Raw genomic sequence first — 19713 nt, forward strand, 5'->3', positions numbered from 1 at the left:
TGTCTCAAAGTCCAAGTAAAGCCACATCGCCCTGGCCTTGGCGAATGACCTCAATGCCGTCGCCCGAGCAATCTACAACGGTGGTTGGCTCGCGACTGCAAGCACCTGCATCAATCACGCCAGCGATGAGTTTCTCATAACGTTCTCGAATTTCTTCTGGATCGTTCAAGGGGTCATCTTCACCCACAGGAATCAGGGTGGTGGCCAAGAGGGGGGCACCATGCATGGCCAACAGCTCTTGCAAAACAGCATGCTCAGGCACCCGCAAGCCAATGGTTTTTCTTTGGGGATGGCTGACTCGACGCGGCACTTCCTTGGTGGCTTCCAAGATGAATGTGAAAGCGCCCGGCGTGGCTTGTTTGAGCATTCGAAACTGCGCGTTGTCTACCTTGGCATAGTTGGCCAACTCGCGCAGGTCTCGGCAAAGCAGGGTGAGGTGATGTTTTTCATCGACGCCCCGAACTTTGCGCAAATGGTCGGCTGCGGCCTTGTCGTCCATGTGGCAGACCAAGGCATAGCTCGAGTCGGTGGGAACAGCGAGCACGCCGCCTTGATTGAGAAGGGTAACGGCTTGCTTGAGCAAGCGCGCTTGTGGATTGTCGGGATGAACAGAAAAGTACTGTGCCATGATTTAACCCATCAAGATTCAGCGGGCATGACGGCCATTCGACTTTCGCGAACGGTCAATAAGGCGCCCAATGCACCGCACAGGGCCACAATGCCAATGCCCACTAGGGTCCAATGATCGGGTACGTGGTCAAACATCAGCCAACCGCCCAACATCGCAAACGCAATTTGAACGTAAAAGTAAGGCGTCAAGACAGTGGCCGGTGCTTTAGAAAACGCCATGATGAGCAAGTAGTGGCCCACCGTAGCAAAGCTGCCCATGATGAGTAGTTGCAACCACAAGTGCCAGTCGGTTGGCAGTTCCCAAACGAAAGGCAATACCAGTGCGCCCAACAACGTACCGACCCAACCCGTGAGCACATTCATGGTGACAGGGTCTTCCGTGCTGGTCATTTTGCGGGTGAGCAATTGAAAGCTTGCGTTGGTCAAAATGAGCAACAAAGGAAAAATCAAAACCCAATCGAAGTGTTGACTGCCTGGCCTGACAATTACCATGGTGCCAGCAAATGCACCCAGTACCAGAGCCCAGCGTAGCTTTCTAACCTTCTCACCTAAAGAGATGGTTGCCATGAGTGTCACGACCAAAGGCGTGACGGAAGCAATGGCTGTGAACTCGCCCACAGGCAAATACTTGAGGCCATAAAAAGCACACATGCTGCTGCCAAACAAAAGAACACCACGCGCTACTTGAAACCTAGGGTGTTCTGTTTTAAACAAGGCCATGCCGCGTTGAGGCAAAAAGAAAACGGTACTAAACAAAGCTTGTATGAGGTACCTAAACCAAAGCGCCAACATCAAGGACATACTGGCACTGACGTTTTTGGTGACCGTGTCTAAGATGGCAAAACATGCCACTGACAAAACGACATAGGCTATACCAGCAAGGGTGTTGGCAGAGGGGTGTTTCACTGGATTTGGTTTGACAACAATTCCCACACGGGGGTCAGTTGTCCCGGTAGCCAGGGCAGTGTGCCTAAGTCGGTGTGACTTTCGTCAGGACTGTGGAAATCGCTGCCTCGTGAAGCAGCCAATTCAAACTCGAGCGCTGTATCGGCATAACGCAGAGCATCAGCGCTAGAGTGGCTGCCCGTAATGACTTCGACGGCGCGGCCACCATGATTTTTAAATTCAGTGAAGAGTGCGTATTCTTCGTTGGCTGTAAAGCCATAGCGCGCAGGGTGGGCAATGACGGCCACACCACCTGCTTGGGTAATCCACTTGACGGCGTTTTCTAGTGAGGCCCAGCGGTGGGGCACAAAGCCAGGTTTGTTGTCGGTTAGGTATTTGCGAAACACTTCGGAAGTGTCTTTGCACACACCCGTTTCAACCAAAAACCGCGCAAAGTGAGTGCGTGAAATGAGTTCGTGGTTGCCTGCGTACTTGAGTGCGCCTTCGAATGCGCCGTGAATGCCCACCTTGGCCAAGCCATCAGACATTTCTTTGGCGCGTTCGGCGCGGCCACCGCGGGTATTGCGCAGGCCTTGCACCAAGGCTTCGTTGGTATGGTCAAAGCCCAGACCCACAATGTGGACAGTTTTGCCGGCAAAGGTAATGGAGATTTCGACGCCAGTGAGGTACTTCATGCCTTCGGCTTTGGCCGCAGCCATGGCGCGCGCTTGGCCGCCAATTTCGTCGTGATCTGTGAGCGCCCAAAGCTGAACGCCGTTGGCTTTGGCGCGAGAGGCCAAGGCCTCGGGCGTTAGCGTGCCATCGGAGACCACGGAGTGGCAATGAAGGTCGGCGTTGAGTAAGGGTTCCACAGGGGTATTTTAGGGCTTGCGGAAGAGGTCATCGCCTCTGGACGATAATTCCAACTGATTTAAGTGAGATTTCTATGGCCTTGATGATCACCGATGAATGCATCAACTGCGATGTCTGCGAACCTGAGTGTCCCAATCAGGCGATCTACCTCGGCCCTGAAATTTATGAAATCGATCCCAACAAGTGCACCGAGTGTGTGGGGCACTTTGACGAGCCCCAGTGTGTGCAGGTCTGTCCTGTGGCTTGTATTCCGGTCAATCCAGCGCACGTTGAGAACAAAGAGACGCTGTTCCAGAAGTACCAGCGCTTGCAAAACTCGGCTTGAACGTTTTTTAAACGCCTTCTGGGCGGGGCGGCTTGGGCCTAGGCGGCTTGCTGGTGTGAATTTGCACCGTGGCCTTCTCCATCTCGCCTTGAATCAGCATGTCGGCCGCTTTGACAGAGCGGGCAATGCTCTCTTGAATCAGATCGCGCTGCTCGGCCATGGGTTTTTTCAGTACCCAATTCACCACTTCGGCCTTGACGCCTGGATGGCCAATGCCCAAACGCAAGCGCCAATAATCGCCGGTGCCCAGCTGGGCGTGGATGTCGCGCAGGCCGTTGTGCCCTGCGTGGCTACCACCAAATTTGAGTTTGGCTTGGCCAGGGATCACATCGAGTTCATCGTGGGCCACCAAAATTTCTTGGGGTGCTATTTTGAAAAACTTGGCCAAAGCGCCCACTGATTTGCCAGACAAATTCATGAACGTTTGGGGCTCGAGCAGCCAAACGGTTTGACCCTTGACTTGCGTGCGCGCCACTTTGGCAAAGTAACTTTTGTCGGGCACCAAGTTGACATTGAGCTCGCGTGCCAAAGCATCTATCCACCAAAAGCCAGCGTTGTGGCGGGTGTCTTCGTATTCGGCGCCTGGATTGCCCAAGCCTACAAACAGTTTGATCATGGCTAAGTATAAAAACAAAACAACCCGCACAAGGCGGGTTGTTGAAACACAGAAGTGTTTAGGCTGAGGGAAGAATTACTTCTTCTTGGCCTTGCCTTTGGCATCGGCTGCAGGTGCTGCATCGGCAGCAGGCGCTGCTTCTTCAACAGCTGGGGCCACCACAGACACCAACACAGGGTTTTTCTTACCGTGTGTGATGGCTTTCACGCCCTTAGGCAATGTGATGTCGGCCAGGTGCAATGAAACACCTTTCTTCAAACCAGACAAATCAACGTTGATGGCTTCTGGCAAATCGGCTGGCAAGCAAGCGATTTCGAGCTCATTCATGATGTGGTTGATCAAGCAAGCATCCACCTTGACGGCGGGAGATGTGTCTTCGCCAGAATAATGGATTGGCACTTTGCGGTTCAAAGTGGTTTTGGCATCGACGCGTTGGAAGTCGATGTGCAAGACCAATTGTTTGTAGGGGTGCATTTGGAAGTCACGGAGCAACACTTTGGTTTCTTTACCGTTCAATTCCATGTCCAAGATGCTTGCGTGGAAAGCTTCTTTTTTCAGGGCGTGCCACAGGGCATTGTGGTCGAGTTCGACCAATTGGGGTTGTTGATCTACACCGCCATAAACAATACCAGGTGTCTTACCTGAATTGCGCAGACGGCGGCTCGCACCCGTACCTTGCATAGAGCGCTCAAAAGCGACAAATTTCATAACTAACTCCAAGTTGAGCCGACCGCGACCAGTACGACTCTGTTTTAAAAAGGACTGCCAAACGGCAATCCACATTGATGTTCCAGATCAGTCTTTGTCTGAGAACAAACTCATGACCGACTCACCGTGTGCCATGCGCTGGATGGTGTTGGCCAACAGCGGCGCCACAGTAAGTTGGCGAATTTTGGGGCAGGCTGCAGCGGCTTGTGACAACGGGATGGTGTTGGTCACTACCACTTCATCGAGGGCAGAGCCTTTGGCAATGCGATCGATGGCGGGGCCCGAGAAAATAGGGTGTGTGCAATACGCGTAAACTTTTTTGGCGCCGCGCTCTTTGAGTACTTCAGCGGCTTTGACCAAGGTGCCTGCGGTGTCAATCATGTCATCCATGATGACGCAGTTGCGACCGTCGATGTCGCCAATGACGTGCATCACTTCGCTCACGTTGGCCTTGGGACGACGCTTGTCGATGATGGCCAAATCGCAATTGAGTTGTTTGGCTAGCGCACGTGCGCGAACCACACCACCTACGTCGGGGGAGACCACAATGAGGTCTTCGTAGTTCTTTTGGCGCAGGTCGCCCAACAGCACAGGAGAGGCGTAAATGTTGTCGACGGGAATGTCGAAGAAGCCTTGAATTTGGTCGGCGTGCAAGTCCATGGTGAGGACGTGATTGACGCCCACCGCTTGCAACATGTTGGCCACCACCTTGGCCGTAATAGGCACACGCGTAGAGCGTGGGCGACGGTCTTGGCGGGCATAGCCAAAGTAAGGAATGATGGCGCTGATGCGACCGGCTGAGGCGCGCTTCAAAGCGTCGACCATGATCAGCAGTTCCATCAGGTTTTCGTTGGTGGGGGCGCAGGTGGACTGAATGATGAACACGTCGCGCGCGCGTACGTTTTGCTTTAGCTCGACTGTGACTTCGCCATCTGAGAAGCGGCCCACGTCGGCCAAGCCCAAAGAGATGTCCAACTCATACGCCACTTCGGCCGCCAACACAGGGTTGGCGTTGCCAGTGAAGACCATGAAGTCTGATGATGAATTTGTGTTGGATGGCAGCATGAGCGTCTCAGCGATCAAATGATGGGCCGATGCGGGTTAGTGCATCAATTTCAATCCGCAACACATTTGACTGTGTTGTTTGAACGCATGTGACTGCGTGCAGTTATTTGGCAGGGGAAGAAGGACTCGAACCTTCGCATGCCGGAATCAAAATCCGGTGCCTTAACCAACTTGGCGACTCCCCTACACGGGTTAGTAGCTTTAGAAAACCAAAGCTGCCGACCGATCAATCGTCGCTGGAGGCCCAACCCTTTTGGGGGTGAACTTCCAAATTGCCACGCATTTGGATTTTCCAATTTTGCCAAGTTGCTGGAACTTGAGGCATTTGGCTTAAATCTGTACCGCGTGGCACTTGCGCAAACACTGCACTCCCGGAGCCCGTCATTCTGCCTTTGACAACAGCAGAAGCAAGTCTGGCGGAATCTAGCCAGGCGATTGCATCGCTGATTTGGGGGCAGAGGCGCTGGGCCACTGGTTGCAGGTCGTTGTGGCCAAAGCCATACGGGTCTGCTGCAAAGACCGAAATTGTAGCAGGCTTTGTATCCCGCTTTAAAGCCTCTGAGCCAAAAATTTTGGCAGTTTCAAGGCCTTCTGAAGGTTTGATCACCGCAAACTGGGCGGGCGGCAAAGAAATGGGGGTCATGATCTCGCCCACGCCCTCAACCCAAGCGTTCTGTCCGTGCAAGAAAAAGGGGACGTCTGCACCCAGTTTTAAACCCAGTTCAGCGAGCTGTTTGACGGACAAGCCCAAGCCCCAGAGTTTGTTCAATGCCAACAGACAAGTGGCCGCATCTGATGATCCGCCACCCATCCCTGCTTGGGCCGGGATGGACTTTTCAATGGCAATGTGAGCCCCTTGAGCGGTACCAGTGGCATGTTGTAACAAGCGTGCTGCTCGGGTGATCAGGTCATCAGGGGGCAGTGGCACATTAAGGTCTTCACGGCTAATGTGCCCATCACTTCGGCTCTCAAAATGAAGCGTGTCGTACCAATCGATCAACATGAAAACCGATTGAAGCAAATGATAGCCATCGGGTCGACGGCCCGTGATGTGCAAGAACAAGTTGAGTTTGGCGGGTGCCAAGACGTTGTTCAAGGATTTCATGATTCAAATGCGATTCGCAGAACAGTGCGCGGCGCGGGTTGAACGCGTTCAAGCACCAGCCGCCTGAGGTGCCATTCGCTGACATCGACGTTCCACCCCTCAGCCGGCGTGGGCTTGCCGCTAAGCCAATCGACCAGTGCAGCAGCAGGTAGCCGGGTACCTGTTGTTTGATAAATGAGTTTTTCGAGATTTTCAAATTCTCTAATTTGGTTGCCTTGCAAAAGCCGGGCAGCTTGAGGCGACCATTCAACTTTGGCCATCTGCATGCCCAGCGGGTTGTAGATGGTCAAAACTCCGTCTGGCCAGCCGCCAAGAATATCGAAGGACGATAAAAATGACTGCTGCGGTTCAGTATCGATCACCAAGGAAAATCTGCCGGCTCGATAAGCGGCTTGTGCAGGCTTGGTGCCTGTGGCAACTTCTTGGGCGTTGGTATCTGTTGGGCTGGATGGCTTTGCAAGTTGACTTGGCAGGCTACAAGCGCTTAGAAGACACATTGCAGCGCATGTGCACCACACCTTGATAGGCCGCGTACTGAATCTCGACATGCTATTGACTTAGGGCTTAGGGCTTAGGGCTTGAACTTGAATTGCTTGAGGGTTTCAAGCAGGGTTTCGTTGTCCGACTTGAGCATCAGCCCTTCGCGCCAAATGGTGCCGGCTTTTTCTTTGTTGCCACTGACCCAATGCACTTCGCCCAAGTGAGCAGCTATTTCGGCATCAGGTCTTTCCTTGTAAGCCGCTTCCAAAATTCGAAGGGCTTCTTGGGTATTGCCAACGCGGTATTCAAGCCAACCTAGGCTGTCTTGAATGAAAGGATCGCGCGGGGCCAACTGGATGGCTTTGAGAATCAGTTCACGGGCTTCGTCTATTCGAATTTTTCGGTCGGCCAATGAGTAGCCCAAAGCATTGAAGGCATGGGGGTCGTTGGGTTTGACTTTCATGAGTCCGCGCAACAAACTTTCCATTTGATCGAAGCGGCCTAATTTTTCGCAAAGCATGGCCATTTCGGACTGCAACTCAGGATCTGCTGGAAATTGCCCCAAGGCTTTTTCGATGGTGCTGAACGCTGCACTGATTTGCTTGTCTTCTCTGAGCCATTGCGACAAAGCCAGTGCTTTGAGTTTGGCGTCTTGAGGTGACTGAACCTTGACCTCTTCTAGGATCTTGAGCCCTTCAGCTTTGCGACCCTGTTGCGCCAGCAAGGCCGCGCGTCTTGACGCCACTTTGAGTGGGTCTGCAGTGGGTGGGATTTTGGTCAGCCATTCATCCGCTTGAGCCCACAAACTTTGTTTTTGGGCCATCTGCGACAACGCCAAATAGGCTTCTGCAAGGCCGCCAGACAGATCAGGGTCTGGCTTTTGACTGGCCAAGGCAATGTATTGCTTGAGGGATTGTTCCGCTTGGACCGCCTGAGACAAATCACTTTGCAGCAGGCCTAAAAATAACCAGCCAGGCGCAAAGTCAGGATTTTGCTGCGACAGTTGAATCAGTTGGGCCAAAGCTGGCCGCATCTCACCCATGTCAATGAGCGTTCTGGCATAACCCAATCGCAAGTCGGGCAGGGCCTCGCCAGCCATGTATTGGGTAATTAGGGGTTTCACTTCGTTGGGCACAAAGTTCAACAAACTCAGTGCCAACATGATGGGCCCAGGGGCTTTGCGATTGGCGGCATGACCCGCGCGTGCTGCCTCTGCTGCTGGTTGAATTTCGCCAGCTTGGCGTTTCATGCGACCAATGGTGGTCCAAGCTGTGGCGGCAGTTTCTGGATTCTGAATGGCCGACGAAAGTGCTTGCTCCACCACTTTGGCGGCCAAATTTTTGTCTTGAACACGATTAAAAACACGCGGAACGGAGCCAATCGCGGCAGATTGTTCATTGACGGGCAATTCGGCAATGCTGGACTTCAGCGCACGACCCGCTTCTTCAACGCGGTTGAGTGCCAACAAAATTTGAAGGGTGTAGCGGTTGGCTTCTTGCGATTCGGGCAAGCTGGATTTCCAACTCTTGGTGGCTTGGAGTGCCGCTTCGCCAGAGCGCGATTGAAGTGCCAAGTCGGTGGCCCGTTGAAACAGGGCTTCGTTTTTTGTTTTGCGTGCAGCATCCAGCAAGATGGAAAAGCCTGCTTCAGGTTCTCCATTTTGCACGCTGAGTTCACCCAACAAGAGTTGGTAAAACAAAACGGCATTGAGGTTAGAGTTTTGCACAGGCGGCTCGGCGCAAACACCCGTGGTGGCCCAGACTAATGCAAACGAAGAAAGCCAGTACTTCATAGAGCCATCATAATCGAGTGGACGTATTGAAGTGCTGACGAATGCGCAATTAATCCCTTCATTTAAATCCGATTTCATGCCCGAATTACCCGAAGTTGAGGTCACCAGACTGAGTTTTGCCAGTCGGATATCTGGCGCGCGCATTTTGGCCATGCACATGGGCAAGCCCTTGCGCTGGCCGCTGGGTGTATCTCCCGCTTCTTTGGTGGGCCAAACGGTTTTGAGGGTCAGAAGGCGCGGCAAATATCTGCTCTTAGACACCGAGCGCGGCATCTTGATGCTGCATTTGGGCATGTCCGGCAGCTTGAACTTTGCGCCATCACAAGGGCCCGCAGGCAAGCATGACCATATGGATTTGGTCACCAATCAGGGGGTTCTGCGATTGCACGATCCACGCCGATTTGGCGCCGCCGTTTGGTCTGAGTCCGAGAACCATGAGCCAGCTGCCAAGCTACTGGGTAAATTGGGCATGGAGCCGCTCACGGATGGTTTTGAGATGAAGTTGTTTCAGCAGGGCCTCAAAAAACGTGCTGCACCCATTAAGCAGGTGCTGCTAGCTGGCGATGTGGTTGTGGGGGTAGGCAATATCTATGCTTCAGAGGCTTTGTTTTTGGCGGGCATCCGACCCACCGTCAAGGCCCAAAAAATCAGTGGCCCCCGCATTGCCAAACTTCATGCGGCCATTCGGCAAGTGCTTGCCAGAGCCGTGGAACAAGGTGGCAGCAGCTTGAAAGATTTCGTCAACGCACAGGGCAATACAGGTTACTTTCAGCTCGAAGCCTCGGTGTATGGCAGAACTGGTTTGCCTTGCCGTGTTTGCGAGACGCCTATCAAGCAGATTGTTCAAGGTCAGCGCTCCACTTTTTATTGCCCTGTATGTCAAAAGTTGTGACGTCCGATAAGTCGTTTGCAGAGACCTTGGTGGCTTGGCAAAAAAAGCACGGTAGAAATCATTTGCCTTGGCAAAACACACAAGACCCTTACCGTGTGTGGCTCTCAGAAATCATGCTGCAGCAAACGCAAGTCAGCACCGTACTCGATTACTACGCCAAATTTTTAAAGCACTTTCCAACGGTGGCCGATTTGGCAGCGGCATCCCAAGATCAGGTGATGGGTTTGTGGAGTGGTTTGGGTTATTACAGCCGTGCTCGAAATTTGCATCAATGTGCCAAAGATGTGATGACAAAATTTGGCGGCCAATTTCCTCAAACGGCAGAGTCGTTGATGAGCTTGCCCGGTATTGGTCGATCGACAGCCGCTGCGGTGGCCTCGTTTTGTTTTTCCGAGCGTGTGGCCATCATGGATGGCAATGTCAAACGGGTGCTCACACGTGTCTGGGCTTACGGCGCCGATTTGTCAGTGAGCAAGAACGAAAAAGTGCTGTGGCAAATGGCTGAAGAAGCCTTGCCCACCCAACAAATTCAAACCGCCATGCCCCGATATTCGCAAGGGCTGATGGACCTGGGCGCAACAATATGCTTATCGCGCAAGCCTTTGTGTGAGGCGTGCCCTGTGCGCGGTGAATGCCAAGCATGTGCCTTGGGTGAGCCCGAAAAATTTCCTGTTAAGACTCGCAAAATCAAACGCAGCAGTGAGGTTTTGTGGTTGTTGCTGGCGCAAAACAAGCAAGGCCAAGTGTGGTTGGAAAAGCGACCCGCATCGGGCATTTGGGCCAGCCTTTACAGCGTGCCTGTCTTTGACTCAGAAGAGTCACTCAGGACGGCTGTTTTTGGCAATGCAAGTTCATCTGAATCTAAAGCAAAAGCAAAAGCTAAAACTCAAGCCATGTCCAAAGTCAGCATGGAAATTTTGCCCACCTTTAAACATGTCTTAACGCACAAAGATTTGCATTGCCATGTGGTCAAGTTGGCGCTCAGCAAAGACCCAAGTTCATCGGAGACTGGCGCTTGGTGGTCTGAAGAAGATTGGCAAGTACTGGGCTTGCCCACCCCAATACGTCACTTGCTGTCTAACTCTCTATGACGCTTGAGCGTTAGCCACTTGGTGCTGAAATATTGACTGAGCTTTTCAACCAAATACACAGAGCGATGTTGTCCGCCGGTGCAGCCGATGGCTACGGTGATGTAGTTGCGGTGGTCTTTTTCTAGCGCAGGCAGCCAATGATCCAAGAAGGACTGAATGTGCCCTTGCATTGTTTTGACGTCTGGATATTTTTCTAAAAACAGTTGAACGGGTTCATCTTTTCCCGACAGAGGTCGAAGCGCATTTTCGTAATGCGGATTGGGCAGCATGCGAACATCAAAAACATAATCGGCGTCGATGGGAATACCACGCTTGAAGCCAAACGACTCGAACACCAAAGTCATCTTGGCGCCATAGGAGTTCACCAGGGACTTGACGTAGCTCTGCAATTGGGGCGCACGCAAAAAACTCGTGTCAATCACATGGGCTTGTTCACGCAAACGCGATAAAAGTTCGCGTTCAAATTCGATGGACTCTGTTAGCGCCAGTTCGCCTTCAGAAGCCACGCGACCCGACAAAGGGTGGCGCCTTCTGGTTTCAGAATACCTGCGAAGCAAGGTGTCAGACGAGGCATCCAAAAAGATAGACGTTGTTTTGAACCCCATGTTCTTCAACTTCATCAATTGACTGGGCATGAGGGGCAATGAATTGGCGCTGCGCACATCAATGGCAAGGGCAACGCGCTCTTCGTTTCTTTCGCGCTCTAGCTCTGCAAAGGGGATGAGAAGTTCGGGGGGGAGGTTGTCAACACAATAGAAACCATAATCTTCTAGCGCATGCAAAGCAACAGATTTGCCTGAACCCGACATGCCAGTGATGAGAACGATTTCCATGATTTCAAGACTTCAGAAATTTACTTGGTGAGCATCTCACGGGCATGCGCCAGCGTGGTTGCTGATAATTTTTCGCCGCCCAACATGCGTGCAATTTCTGTCACGCGTTGTTCGCCTGCGATGGGTGTCACGTTGCTGCTAACGCCTTCTTTGGAGCTGGCCTTGCTAACCAACAAATGATGGTCGGCGCAAGATGCAACTTGTGGCAAGTGGGTGACAGCCAATACTTGGCGATGCACACCCAGTTGCTTCATGAGGCGGCCTACTGTTTCGGCCACTGCACCACCCACGCCAGAGTCAACCTCGTCAAATATCAGAGTGCCTGCTTCGCCCAATTCGCTGGTAGTGACGGCAATGGCCAAGGCAATTCGCGAAAGCTCGCCACCCGAGGCCACTTTGCCGACGGGCCTGGGTGTGCTGCCAGCATGGCCGGCCACCAAAAACTGAATGTCTTCTAGGCCGTGTTGTGCCGCTTGATCTAAGCCAATTAAAGCCACCTCAAAGCGGCCACCTTGCATGCCCAAGTTTTGCATAGCCTGCGTGACGGCTTGCGCCAGTTTGGGCGCTGCTTTTTTGCGTTGTTGTGACAGCTTTTTGGCTTCTGTTTGATAGGCTTGCGACGCGGCTTTTTCTTGGGCTTCTAAGCCTTCCAAATCGCTGGCAGCTTCGAGGGCATTGAGCTCTTGCTTCCAGCCTGCCAGCAGGGCGGCCAATTCCTCTGGTGGGCGTTTGTACCTGCGGGCCAATGACAGCCACTGCGACATGCGCGTGTCCAACTCGTTTAGGCGATCGGGATCCAAATCGGTTTTGCGCAAATAGCTTTGTAGGCTGTGTGCCGCGTCTTCGGCTTGTGCCAAGCTAGATTGCAAGACATCGACAATGGCCTGAAATTCTGGCTCAAGGTGCGACTGATCTTGCAGACTGCTGATACCTTGCGACAGCATGCCCAACGCGCCAGTGTCAGAGCCTAATCTAGAAGACTCGTCGCCATCTAAAGCCGTAAGAGCCGATTGCCCTGCATCAATCAAGGCCTGCGCATGCGACAAGCGCGTGTGCTGTGCGTTCAATTCTTCCCACTCATCGAGCGCTGGCGCCAATTTGTCGAGCTCGCCTATTTGCCACGCCAAACGTTCTTGCTCGCGGCTGAGTGAGTCTTGTGCAGTGCGCGCAGTTTGAACCGCTTGCTGTGCTTGGCGCCATGTCTGCCAAGCGGCTTTTAAAGCGTCCGTGCTGATACCTGCATAAGCATCTAGCAAGCCGCGGACTGCGTCGGGTCGTGTGAGGCTTTGCCAAGCGTGCTGGCCATGAATGTCTAACAGCATTTCGCCCAAGGCGCGCAGTTGTGTGGCGGTGGCTTGGCTGCCATTGACCCATGCGCGGCTTTTGCCGTGCGCATCCACACTGCGCCTTAAGAGCAGCGTGTCTGAAATTTCAAACCCAGCATCTTCAAGCACAGCGTGGGCTTGTGGGGGGCAATCGAATTCTGCAGTGACTTCGCATCGCGCAGCACCTTCGCGCACCACGCTGGCGTCTGAACGTTCACCCAGTGCCAGTTGCAAGGCGTCAATCAAAATAGATTTGCCCGCGCCGGTTTCACCTGTCAGAACGCTAAAACCTTGAGACAAATTCAAGTCGAGTTCGCGAACAATGACAAAGTCGCGCAGGCTGATGTGTCTGAGGGCCATGGCTTAGGCGCCTCCTTCGTTCCAATGCATTTTTTTACGGAGCGTGTCGAAATAATTCCAGCCTTGCGGGTGCAAGAAACGCACTTTGTGCGATGACTGCTCCACCGTGATTTGATCGCCAATCATGAGACTGGCCAAAGACTGCATGTCAAAGTTGGCGCTGGCATCGCGGCCAGAGACAATTTCAATGCTGATTTTGGAAGTGTCAGGCAACACAATAGGGCGATTGGACAGGGTGTGGGGTGCAATGGGTGCAAGGACCCAGCCGCCTAAGTTGGGATGCATCAAAGGACCGCCAACTGACAATGAATAAGCCGTTGAACCCGTGGGCGTGGCCACAATGAGACCGTCGGCGCGCTGTGTGGCCACAAAGCGGCCATCGACTTCAATGCGCAACTCCACCATGCCGGATGTGGCGCCGCGGTTGACCACCACGTCGTTCAAGGCAAAAGCATCAAACACGCAATGCTTGTCACGCCAAACCTGTGCGTGCAACATGCTGCGTTGTTCTTCTTCGAAGTTGCCCATGAGCATGGGCTTGAGGGTTTGCGCATATTGCTCGATGGGGATGTCGGTAATGAAACCCAGGCGGCCTTGGTTGATGCCAATGAGGGGCAAGCCGTAAGGCGCAACTTGGCGACCGATGCCCAACATGGTGCCGTCGCCGCCCACCACCAAACCTAAATCGCATTGCTTGCCAATTTCGGACATTTTGAGGGTGGGATAAAGGTTCAGGCCCAGATGCTCAGAGGTTCCTTCTTCCAGAACCACGTCGGCGCCAATTCGGCTGACAAACTGGGCAACATCGTCCAAGACCCGGCGCGAGCTTTCCAAAGCGGGGCCCGTGACGGTGGTGTGGTGCTTGCCAAATAGCGCAACGTGACGAAATTTAGATTTCATTCTCAAATTACATCATTAAAATGACCGAATGCTAGATGATCGTGCCAAGTTATTACTGAAAGCGCTGGTTGAACGCTACATTGCGGACGGCCAGCCGGTGGGGTCGCGCACGCTTTCAAAGGCGTCGGGGCTTGAATTATCCCCTGCCACCATCCGCAATGTCATGTCTGACCTTGAGGAATTGGGCTTAATTGCCAGTCCGCATACATCGGCTGGCAGGATCCCAACCAATAGGGGTTATCGCTTATTTGTCGACACCATGCTGACGGTTCAAACGGGTGAATTGCCCACGCACCGTTTGGCACCCGATCAGCCGCAGAAGGTCATTGCCAATGCGGCCAACATGCTGTCTAGCTTGTCGCACTATGTGGGTGTGGTCATGGCGCCCAAGCGCGCTTCGGTGTTCAGGCACATCGAATTTTTGCGGCTGTCCGAAAAGCGCGTGCTCTTGATCATTGTCTCGCCCGAGGGCGATGTACAAAACCGCGTCATCTTTACTGAGGCTGATTATTCGCAAGGCCAGCTCATAGAAGCTTCTAATTATTTGAACGCTCACTATGCTGGCATGGCCATCGAACAAGTGCGCATGCGTGTGAAGCAAGAGCTGGTCAATTTGCAATCTGAAATTGCAAGCCTCATGCAGGCAGCCGTGCAAATGAGCTCAGAAGCTTTGAGCGAAGACGAAGGCGATGTGGTTATTTCTGGCGAGCGCAACTTGCTGTCGGTTAGCGACTTCTCCAGCGACATGGGTAACTTGCGCCAGGCCTTCGATTTGTTCGAGCAAAAAACGCAGCTCATGCGCTTGCTGGATGTGTCTAGTCAGGCCGATGGTGTTCGCATCTTTATTGGCGGCGAAAGCCAGTTTGTGCCCATGCAAGAGTTGTCGGTGGTCAGTGCGCCTTATGAGGTGGATGGCCATATCGTAGGCACATTGGGTGTCATTGGTCCTACGCGTATGCCCTATGAGCGCATGATTCAGATTGTGGACATCACGTCCAAGATGGTGGGCAATGCTTTGAGTCAGTCGAAGTAAATCTGATTCTTTCTGAGCTCGCTGTGTGAAGATGGGGTGAGTGGGTTCCTCATACTGGGGTACCAGAAATCGTCACCCACTCACCCCATCCTCACACAGCTGCGAACAGCAGTGTTGGTACCCGGAAGATTCATTGCAAGCAAATGTTTGTTGACTTGGTCTTTTAAAAGACTATATTAGGTTCACTTCAAGGCGGACCACATCATGCTCACCACTGCTCAAATCAAACCCATTAGCTACCTCAAGGCCAACGCTGCCGAGGTACTACAGCACCTCACAGAGTGCCGTGAGCCCATGGTCATCACTCAAAACGGCGAGGCCAAGGCAGTCCTTCAAGATGTGGCTTCCTATGAAAAGACACAAGAAACTTTGGCCCTGCTCAAAATCCTTGCCATGGGTCAAGCTGATGTCGATGCGGGGCGTGTTCACACCATGGATGAGGTGATGGACATGATTCGCGCCAAAAAGAAAAACAAGTGATGGTGAGCCGGTTCGCTAACTCACATCAAATTCGAATTTCAACAGCTGCAGCCAAAGACATTCTCGAAATTTATGACTACGTTGTTGAGTTCGATTCAGAAGCTAACGCAGATCGATTGATTGACAAAATCAAAGCCAGTATTAATACGTTGGCAAATTTCCCCAAGCGTGGAAGCATGCCAAGCGACTTGTTAGACATCGGTATCCGTGATTACCGCCAAATTTTTTTCAAGCCCTATCGCATTATTTATCTGGTGAATGAAAAATTTGTCACCATCAATGCAGTACTCGACGGGCGAAGAAATCTACAGACTCTCTTAAGTCGCAGATTACTCCGCCTTTAAAAATATCAACCCGGTTCATGCATCCAAGCCGCATGCTTGGGCGCGCGCTTGGTTTTGCTCCACTCGTTCAGCATGTCCCACTTCACTTCGTCCAAGGTTTTGTACATCTCGGGGGTGCCTGTGTTGGTAGCCAGTTCCAAGCGGTGTCCGTTGGGGTCAAAGAAGTAGATGCTTTTAAAGATGGTGTGGTTGGTCGGGCCCAACACTTCTACGCCATTGGCTTCTAGCTTGGCTTTGGCGGCCAGCAAGGTTTCCATGCTGTCCACTTCAAAGGCCATGTGCTGCACCCATGCGGGGGTGTTTTCGTCACGACCCATTTCGGGGGCGTTGGGCAATTCAAAGAAGGCCAAGACGTTGCCGCCGCCCGCATCTAAGAAGATGTGCATGTAAGGATCAGGTGCCTTAGTGGAGGGCACTAAGTCTTCGGCAATGGCCAGCACAAAATCCATGTTCAAGTTTTTGGCGTACCACTCGACAGTTTCTTTGGCGTCTTTGCAGCGATAGGCTGCATGGTGAATTTTGCTAATTTTCATGACTTTCCTTTAGGCGTCTATTTGAAGTGCGCCACGTCTAATTTGATCACGTTCCAAGGACTCAAACAATGCTTTGAAGTTACCTTCGCCAAAGCCCTCGTCGGCCTTGCGTTGGATAAATTCGAAGAACACTGGGCCCAACAAAGTTTGCGAGAAGATTTGCAACAACAAACGCTTTTCGCCATTGGCCGTGGTGCCATCCAACAAGATGCCGCGTGCCTGCAATTCTGCCACTGGTTCGCCATGGCCCTTTAGGCGCTCTTCTAGCATCTCGTAGTAGATGTCGTTGGGTGCTGTCATGAGGGGAATGCCCGCCATTTGCAGGGCGTCAACGCTTTTCATCAGGTCGTCCGTGCGCAAAGCAATGTGCTGAATGCCTTCGCCGTTGAACTGCATCAAATACTCTTCAATTTGCCCGCCATTTTTGCCAGATTCTTCGTTCAACGGAATCCGAATGAGGCCATCGGGTGCCGTCATGGCGCGACTGGTGAGGCCTGTGTGCGTGCCCTTGATGTCGAAGTAACGAATTTCTCGGAAGTTAAAAATCTTCTCGTAAAAAGCGCCCCAAAACGCCATGCGACCTTTGTACACGTTGTGGGTGAGGTGGTCGATGATTTTGAAGCCATGGCCCACGGGATGGCGGTCTGCACCATCTATGAATTCAAAGTCAATGTCGTAAATGCTTTTGCCGTCTTCGTAACGGTCGATCAAATACAGGGGGGCACCGCCGATGCCTTTGATGGCAGGCAGTCTTAACTCCATCGGCCCTGTCGGTACCTCGACGGGTTGCGCGCCCATGTCTAGCGCACGGGCGTAGGCTTTGTGAGAGTCTTTGACCCGAAATGCCAGCGCACATGCGCACGGACCGTGCTCTGCAGCAAAGTAACCCGCTAGGCTTCTAGGCTCGCGATTGACAATGAAATTGATATCGCCTTGGCGGTACAGCACCACGTCTTTGGAGCGATGTTTGGCGACCAAAGAAAACCCCATCTTTTCAAACAAGGGCTCGATAACTCCCGCCTCAGGGGATGCAAACTCTACGAACTCGAAACCGCACAAACCCATTGGGTTTTCAAACAAATCAGCCATGAAGCTCTCCAGAAATTAAAAAACGCAAACAGAAAAAATCAGTTGCGTTGTTTTGGAGGCGAGCAGATGCGCCCGCGGGTGCTGCGGGCGAGGTGAATACCGACGATGAGTGTTTGTGGTTGCATGGCGATTGGGCCTTGTCCGCAGTTTCGCATATCTTGTGTGTGAATGCACCCTTTTTCTGAGGCGCTTAAACCACCGGCACCTCCGCCCAGTCGGTGGTGTAGTTGGGCGATCGTCTTTCTTGTCGCATTTGCCAACCGCTGTAGGCCCCTTGCGTGGACACCTTCACCGCGCCGCGGCCAAAGCGCTGGTTCAGCGCGTCCAAGGTTTGCATGAGCGTGCCTTGTGCTGGCGCAGGCTCTTGGAGCAAGTCGCCTTGGTGGTGTGACAAGGGGCTGATTTCGCTCAGCATGATGCCGGCTTTTTTGTATTGGTACTCGGGCTTGTACATGCGCTCGCACAGCGCGTCCACCCATCTAAAAATGACCAGGCTGTCGTTGGTGGGGTAGGGCAGTGGTACCGTCAAACTGGGCGAGTACTGCGGCAAGTCTTTTCTAAAACGGTTGGTGTGCAAGAACACTTGAATGAGGGCGGCTTGGCTGTTTTGTGCGCGCAGTTTGGCGCAGGCGTTGGCCACAAACGTAGACAGCGCATCTTTTAAAACGGGCAGCTCGGTCACCATGTTGCCAAACGAGCGACTGGAAATGATTTGCTGTTTGTCGGGCGTGACTTCTTGCAAATCGACACACGGAATTTCTTGCAATTCGCGTTGCGTTTTTTCAATCACCACGCCAAAGTCTGCGCGCAGTGTGGGGGTGTGTGCGGTTTTTAAATTTTGCACCGTGTGAATGTTGTACTCGGCCAAGCGCTTGGTGAGCTTGCGGCCCACGCCCCACACTTCTTCCACAGGCAATTGCGTGAGCAGCTTTTCTTTTTGCGCTTCAGTGAGCGCGTTGAAATTGAAAACGCCTTGCGAGCGAGGATGCTTCTTGGCCACATGGTTGGCCAGCTTGGCCAGCGTTTTGGTGGGGCCAATGCCCACGCACACCGGAATGCCCGTCCACTGCACCACGCGCTGGCGCATGGCGTAACTTACCTCGCGCAAGTTGGGCGTCCCAGTGAGGTCGACAAAACATTCGTCAATGGAATACACCTCGGAGCGCGGCGAATATTCGCTCAAAATTTGCATCACGCGGTTGGACAAGTCGGCGTACAAAGCGTAGTTGCTGCTGAGTGCAAACACGCCGTGCTCGGACACCAAAGCTTTGCACTCAAACCAGGGCTGGCCCATGCGTACACCCAAAGCCTTGGCCTCGTTAGAGCGCGACACCACGCAGCCATCGTTGTTAGACAGTACCACCACGGGCACGTTGCGCAGGTCGGGGCGGAACAAGCGTTCGCAACTGACGTAGAAGTTGTTGCAATCGACCAAGGCCAATTGTTGAACAGATGCTGGTGTGGCAGAACTCATAGCAATACACGACAGATTGAGGTGCCCTCAATACAACTTGTGTAAGTTGTACGTCACCACGCCCCAAACGCTGAGCTCTTCGCCGCTCTTGACCACAATGGGCGGATACAAATTGTTTTCGGCCACCAGCTTGACCACACCACCGCGCTTGTACAAACGCTTCACGGTGAACTCGTTGTTGAGCACGGCCAACACAATGTTGTTGTGCTTGGCTTCAATGGAGCGGTCGATGACCAGCGCATCGCCTTCGTAAATGCCGGCGCCCACCATGGAGTCGCCCTTCACTTTGAAAATGAACGTGGCTTCTTTGTTGCGAATGAGGTGGTCGTTAAGGTCGATGCGTTTTTGGGTGTGGTCGGCTGCGGGCGAGGGAAAGCCAGCGGGCACTTTCCAGGCGCACATGTTGAGCCACAGCTTGGGGGCGGAGGGGTCTAAAGGAAGGGGCTGATGGCTTGTCATGCCTCAATAATACTGTATATAAATACAGTATTTCAAGTGTAATATTTAAGCTCGCAAATCAAGCGGCTAGTAAGCCCCAAACACAAGGAGAACGCATGAGCGCTTATGTGATTTTTGATGTGGAAATTTTTGACCTAACCCGCTACCAAGAATTCATGGCGGGCGTTAAACCTGCCCTAGAAGCAGCCGGTGGTAAGTACTTGGCACGTGCGGGCGAGCACCGCGTTTACGAAGGCGATTGGGAGCCTAGGCGCATTGTTATTTTGGAATTTCCCGATATTGCTGCATTTGAAGGCTTTTACAACGGGCCCATTTATCAGGGCCTCAAAAGCATTCGAGACGAATGTAGTCGGGCACGCTTGGTGGCTGTTCAAGGTTTGTAGAGACCGCGCGAAAACATGGCTCAATATGAACTGCTCAT

At 52.8% G+C, this 19713-nt stretch carries 23 protein-coding genes and 1 tRNA gene; 7 read left to right on the forward strand and 17 right to left on the reverse strand.

What is annotated here, in order from left to right:
• Nucleotides 1-4 precede the first annotated feature (4 nt).
• Genes AMM03_RS13865 through AMM03_RS13875 form a run of 3 tightly spaced genes read right to left on the reverse strand, consistent with a single transcriptional unit; the run spans nucleotide 5 to nucleotide 2387 of the window.
• On the reverse strand, nucleotides 5-628 hold the full coding sequence (locus AMM03_RS13865; protein WP_090132585.1) for an L-threonylcarbamoyladenylate synthase: 624 nt from the start codon (nucleotides 626-628) through the stop codon (nucleotides 5-7).
• Between the two features lie 11 nt (nucleotides 629-639).
• Entirely contained in the window at nucleotides 640-1536 is an 897-nt protein-coding gene (locus AMM03_RS13870; RefSeq protein WP_090132588.1) for a DMT family transporter, read from the reverse strand.
• Nucleotides 1533-2387 (reverse strand): 3',5'-nucleoside bisphosphate phosphatase, encoded by an 855-nt coding sequence (locus AMM03_RS13875; RefSeq protein ID WP_090132589.1) that lies wholly within the window; start codon nucleotides 2385-2387, stop codon nucleotides 1533-1535. The genes AMM03_RS13870 and AMM03_RS13875 overlap by 4 nt, the downstream gene beginning before the upstream one ends.
• A gap of 74 nt (nucleotides 2388-2461) precedes the next feature.
• Here AMM03_RS13875 and AMM03_RS13880 point away from each other — a divergent pair, with 74 nt between their 5' ends.
• Complete coding sequence (locus tag AMM03_RS13880; RefSeq protein WP_090132591.1) at nucleotides 2462-2713, forward strand: YfhL family 4Fe-4S dicluster ferredoxin; 252 nt, start codon at nucleotides 2462-2464, stop codon at nucleotides 2711-2713.
• A 7-nt stretch (nucleotides 2714-2720) separates the two neighbouring features.
• Here the strand turns inward: AMM03_RS13880 and pth are convergent, their stop codons facing one another.
• The 7 genes from pth to AMM03_RS13915 form a co-directional block, all read right to left on the reverse strand.
• A complete protein-coding gene (gene pth, locus AMM03_RS13885; protein WP_090132695.1) occupies nucleotides 2721-3329 on the reverse strand; it encodes an aminoacyl-tRNA hydrolase in 609 nt (202 codons plus the stop codon).
• A 75-nt stretch (nucleotides 3330-3404) separates the two neighbouring features.
• Nucleotides 3405-4037 carry a 50S ribosomal protein L25/general stress protein Ctc gene (locus tag AMM03_RS13890; protein WP_090132594.1) on the reverse strand — a complete coding sequence of 211 codons (633 nt, stop codon included), beginning with the start codon at nucleotides 4035-4037 and terminating at the stop codon, nucleotides 3405-3407.
• An 87-nt stretch (nucleotides 4038-4124) separates the two neighbouring features.
• Complete coding sequence (locus tag AMM03_RS13895; RefSeq protein ID WP_090132596.1) at nucleotides 4125-5102, reverse strand: ribose-phosphate pyrophosphokinase; 978 nt, start codon at nucleotides 5100-5102, stop codon at nucleotides 4125-4127.
• Between the two features lie 108 nt (nucleotides 5103-5210).
• Nucleotides 5211-5287, reverse strand: a tRNA-Gln gene (locus AMM03_RS13900).
• A 41-nt stretch (nucleotides 5288-5328) separates the two neighbouring features.
• Nucleotides 5329-6207: a 4-(cytidine 5'-diphospho)-2-C-methyl-D-erythritol kinase gene (gene ispE / locus AMM03_RS13905; RefSeq protein ID WP_090132598.1), complete on the reverse strand. Its 879-nt coding sequence runs from the start codon at nucleotides 6205-6207 to the stop codon at nucleotides 5329-5331.
• Nucleotides 6204-6704: a lipoprotein insertase outer membrane protein LolB gene (locus AMM03_RS13910; RefSeq protein ID WP_194942914.1), complete on the reverse strand. Its 501-nt coding sequence runs from the start codon at nucleotides 6702-6704 to the stop codon at nucleotides 6204-6206. The genes ispE and AMM03_RS13910 overlap by 4 nt, the downstream gene beginning before the upstream one ends.
• Nucleotides 6705-6778: 74 nt before the next feature.
• Complete coding sequence (locus tag AMM03_RS13915) at nucleotides 6779-8479, reverse strand: tetratricopeptide repeat protein (protein WP_194942915.1); 1701 nt, start codon at nucleotides 8477-8479, stop codon at nucleotides 6779-6781.
• Nucleotides 8480-8555: 76 nt separating this feature from the next.
• Between AMM03_RS13915 and mutM the strand changes: the two genes are divergently transcribed.
• Together mutM and mutY are read left to right on the forward strand one after the other, a co-directional pair.
• Nucleotides 8556-9371: a bifunctional DNA-formamidopyrimidine glycosylase/DNA-(apurinic or apyrimidinic site) lyase gene (gene mutM / locus AMM03_RS13920; RefSeq protein WP_090132605.1), complete on the forward strand. Its 816-nt coding sequence runs from the start codon at nucleotides 8556-8558 to the stop codon at nucleotides 9369-9371.
• The gene (gene mutY, locus AMM03_RS13925; protein WP_090132608.1) at nucleotides 9356-10462 is read left to right on the forward strand and encodes an A/G-specific adenine glycosylase; all 1107 of its coding nucleotides are present in this window, start codon (nucleotides 9356-9358) and stop codon (nucleotides 10460-10462) included. The genes mutM and mutY overlap by 16 nt, the downstream gene beginning before the upstream one ends.
• Here the strand turns inward: mutY and rapZ are convergent.
• Genes rapZ through AMM03_RS13940 form a run of 3 tightly spaced genes read right to left on the reverse strand, consistent with a single transcriptional unit; the run spans nucleotide 10438 to nucleotide 13880 of the window.
• The gene (gene rapZ / locus AMM03_RS13930) at nucleotides 10438-11295 is read right to left on the reverse strand and encodes an RNase adapter RapZ (protein WP_090132609.1); all 858 of its coding nucleotides are present in this window, start codon (nucleotides 11293-11295) and stop codon (nucleotides 10438-10440) included. The genes mutY and rapZ overlap by 25 nt on opposite strands.
• A gap of 20 nt (nucleotides 11296-11315) precedes the next feature.
• Complete coding sequence (recN, locus tag AMM03_RS13935) at nucleotides 11316-12980, reverse strand: DNA repair protein RecN (protein WP_090132612.1); 1665 nt, start codon at nucleotides 12978-12980, stop codon at nucleotides 11316-11318.
• 3 nt (nucleotides 12981-12983) lie between these two features.
• Nucleotides 12984-13880, reverse strand: coding sequence for an NAD kinase (locus AMM03_RS13940; protein ID WP_090132614.1), 897 nt, complete (start codon nucleotides 13878-13880; stop codon nucleotides 12984-12986).
• A 28-nt stretch (nucleotides 13881-13908) separates the two neighbouring features.
• Here AMM03_RS13940 and hrcA point away from each other — a divergent pair, with 28 nt between their 5' ends.
• From hrcA to AMM03_RS13955, 3 genes are all read left to right on the forward strand, one after another.
• Complete coding sequence (hrcA, locus tag AMM03_RS13945; protein WP_090132617.1) at nucleotides 13909-14913, forward strand: heat-inducible transcriptional repressor HrcA; 1005 nt, start codon at nucleotides 13909-13911, stop codon at nucleotides 14911-14913.
• Nucleotides 14914-15117: 204 nt separating this feature from the next.
• The gene (locus AMM03_RS13950; protein ID WP_090132620.1) at nucleotides 15118-15393 is read left to right on the forward strand and encodes a type II toxin-antitoxin system Phd/YefM family antitoxin; all 276 of its coding nucleotides are present in this window, start codon (nucleotides 15118-15120) and stop codon (nucleotides 15391-15393) included.
• Nucleotides 15393-15737, forward strand: a complete 345-nt coding sequence (locus tag AMM03_RS13955; protein WP_228764714.1) for a type II toxin-antitoxin system RelE/ParE family toxin — start codon at nucleotides 15393-15395, stop codon at nucleotides 15735-15737. Before AMM03_RS13950 ends, AMM03_RS13955 begins: the two co-directional genes overlap by 1 nt.
• A gap of 5 nt (nucleotides 15738-15742) precedes the next feature.
• Here the strand turns inward: AMM03_RS13955 and AMM03_RS13960 are convergent, their stop codons facing one another.
• The 4 genes from AMM03_RS13960 to AMM03_RS13975 form a co-directional block, all read right to left on the reverse strand.
• On the reverse strand, nucleotides 15743-16270 hold the full coding sequence (locus AMM03_RS13960) for a VOC family protein (RefSeq protein ID WP_090132623.1): 528 nt from the start codon (nucleotides 16268-16270) through the stop codon (nucleotides 15743-15745).
• A gap of 9 nt (nucleotides 16271-16279) precedes the next feature.
• Nucleotides 16280-17359 (reverse strand): 4-hydroxyphenylpyruvate dioxygenase, encoded by a 1080-nt coding sequence (gene hppD, locus AMM03_RS13965; RefSeq protein WP_090132626.1) that lies wholly within the window; start codon nucleotides 17357-17359, stop codon nucleotides 16280-16282.
• Between the two features lie 190 nt (nucleotides 17360-17549).
• On the reverse strand, nucleotides 17550-18833 hold the full coding sequence (locus AMM03_RS13970; RefSeq protein WP_090132629.1) for a Y-family DNA polymerase: 1284 nt from the start codon (nucleotides 18831-18833) through the stop codon (nucleotides 17550-17552).
• Nucleotides 18834-18860: 27 nt separating this feature from the next.
• Nucleotides 18861-19292 carry a LexA family protein gene (locus tag AMM03_RS13975; RefSeq protein WP_228764715.1) on the reverse strand — a complete coding sequence of 144 codons (432 nt, stop codon included), beginning with the start codon at nucleotides 19290-19292 and terminating at the stop codon, nucleotides 18861-18863.
• Nucleotides 19293-19387: 95 nt separating this feature from the next.
• On the opposite strand from AMM03_RS13975, the gene AMM03_RS13980 reads away from it, so the two are divergent.
• Nucleotides 19388-19675: a DUF1330 domain-containing protein gene (locus AMM03_RS13980; protein ID WP_090132632.1), complete on the forward strand. Its 288-nt coding sequence runs from the start codon at nucleotides 19388-19390 to the stop codon at nucleotides 19673-19675.
• The last annotated feature ends 38 nt before the right edge of the window (nucleotides 19676-19713 follow it).

It is taken from the genome of Limnohabitans sp. Rim11, assembly GCF_001269365.1.
GTDB lineage: Bacteria > Pseudomonadota > Gammaproteobacteria > Burkholderiales > Burkholderiaceae_C > Limnohabitans_A.

Excerpts from the sequence above, each read along its gene's own strand:
- AMM03_RS13980 (WP_090132632.1), top strand. The coding sequence starts at position 19,388 with ATGAGCGCTTATGTGATTTTTGATGTGGAAATTTTTGACCTAACCCGC.
- mutY (WP_090132608.1), top strand. The coding sequence starts at position 9,356 with ATGTCAAAAGTTGTGACGTCCGATAAGTCGTTTGCAGAGACCTTGGTG.
- ispE (WP_090132598.1), bottom strand. The coding sequence starts at position 6,207 with ATGAAATCCTTGAACAACGTCTTGGCACCCGCCAAACTCAACTTGTTC.
- AMM03_RS13955 (WP_228764714.1), top strand. The coding sequence starts at position 15,393 with ATGGTGAGCCGGTTCGCTAACTCACATCAAATTCGAATTTCAACAGCT.
- AMM03_RS13950 (WP_090132620.1), top strand. The coding sequence starts at position 15,118 with ATGCTCACCACTGCTCAAATCAAACCCATTAGCTACCTCAAGGCCAAC.
- AMM03_RS13890 (WP_090132594.1), bottom strand. The coding sequence starts at position 4,037 with ATGAAATTTGTCGCTTTTGAGCGCTCTATGCAAGGTACGGGTGCGAGC.
- hrcA (WP_090132617.1), top strand. The coding sequence starts at position 13,909 with ATGCTAGATGATCGTGCCAAGTTATTACTGAAAGCGCTGGTTGAACGC.
- mutM (WP_090132605.1), top strand. The coding sequence starts at position 8,556 with ATGCCCGAATTACCCGAAGTTGAGGTCACCAGACTGAGTTTTGCCAGT.
- hppD (WP_090132626.1), bottom strand. The coding sequence starts at position 17,359 with ATGGCTGATTTGTTTGAAAACCCAATGGGTTTGTGCGGTTTCGAGTTC.
- AMM03_RS13910 (WP_194942914.1), bottom strand. The coding sequence starts at position 6,704 with ATGTGTCTTCTAAGCGCTTGTAGCCTGCCAAGTCAACTTGCAAAGCCA.
- AMM03_RS13970 (WP_090132629.1), bottom strand. The coding sequence starts at position 18,833 with ATGAGTTCTGCCACACCAGCATCTGTTCAACAATTGGCCTTGGTCGAT.
- AMM03_RS13960 (WP_090132623.1), bottom strand. The coding sequence starts at position 16,270 with ATGAAAATTAGCAAAATTCACCATGCAGCCTATCGCTGCAAAGACGCC.
- AMM03_RS13865 (WP_090132585.1), bottom strand. The coding sequence starts at position 628 with ATGGCACAGTACTTTTCTGTTCATCCCGACAATCCACAAGCGCGCTTG.
- AMM03_RS13895 (WP_090132596.1), bottom strand. The coding sequence starts at position 5,102 with ATGCTGCCATCCAACACAAATTCATCATCAGACTTCATGGTCTTCACT.
- AMM03_RS13975 (WP_228764715.1), bottom strand. The coding sequence starts at position 19,292 with ATGACAAGCCATCAGCCCCTTCCTTTAGACCCCTCCGCCCCCAAGCTG.
- AMM03_RS13880 (WP_090132591.1), top strand. The coding sequence starts at position 2,462 with ATGGCCTTGATGATCACCGATGAATGCATCAACTGCGATGTCTGCGAA.
- pth (WP_090132695.1), bottom strand. The coding sequence starts at position 3,329 with ATGATCAAACTGTTTGTAGGCTTGGGCAATCCAGGCGCCGAATACGAA.
- rapZ (WP_090132609.1), bottom strand. The coding sequence starts at position 11,295 with ATGGAAATCGTTCTCATCACTGGCATGTCGGGTTCAGGCAAATCTGTT.
- AMM03_RS13940 (WP_090132614.1), bottom strand. The coding sequence starts at position 13,880 with ATGAAATCTAAATTTCGTCACGTTGCGCTATTTGGCAAGCACCACACC.
- recN (WP_090132612.1), bottom strand. The coding sequence starts at position 12,980 with ATGGCCCTCAGACACATCAGCCTGCGCGACTTTGTCATTGTTCGCGAA.
- AMM03_RS13915 (WP_194942915.1), bottom strand. The coding sequence starts at position 8,479 with ATGAAGTACTGGCTTTCTTCGTTTGCATTAGTCTGGGCCACCACGGGT.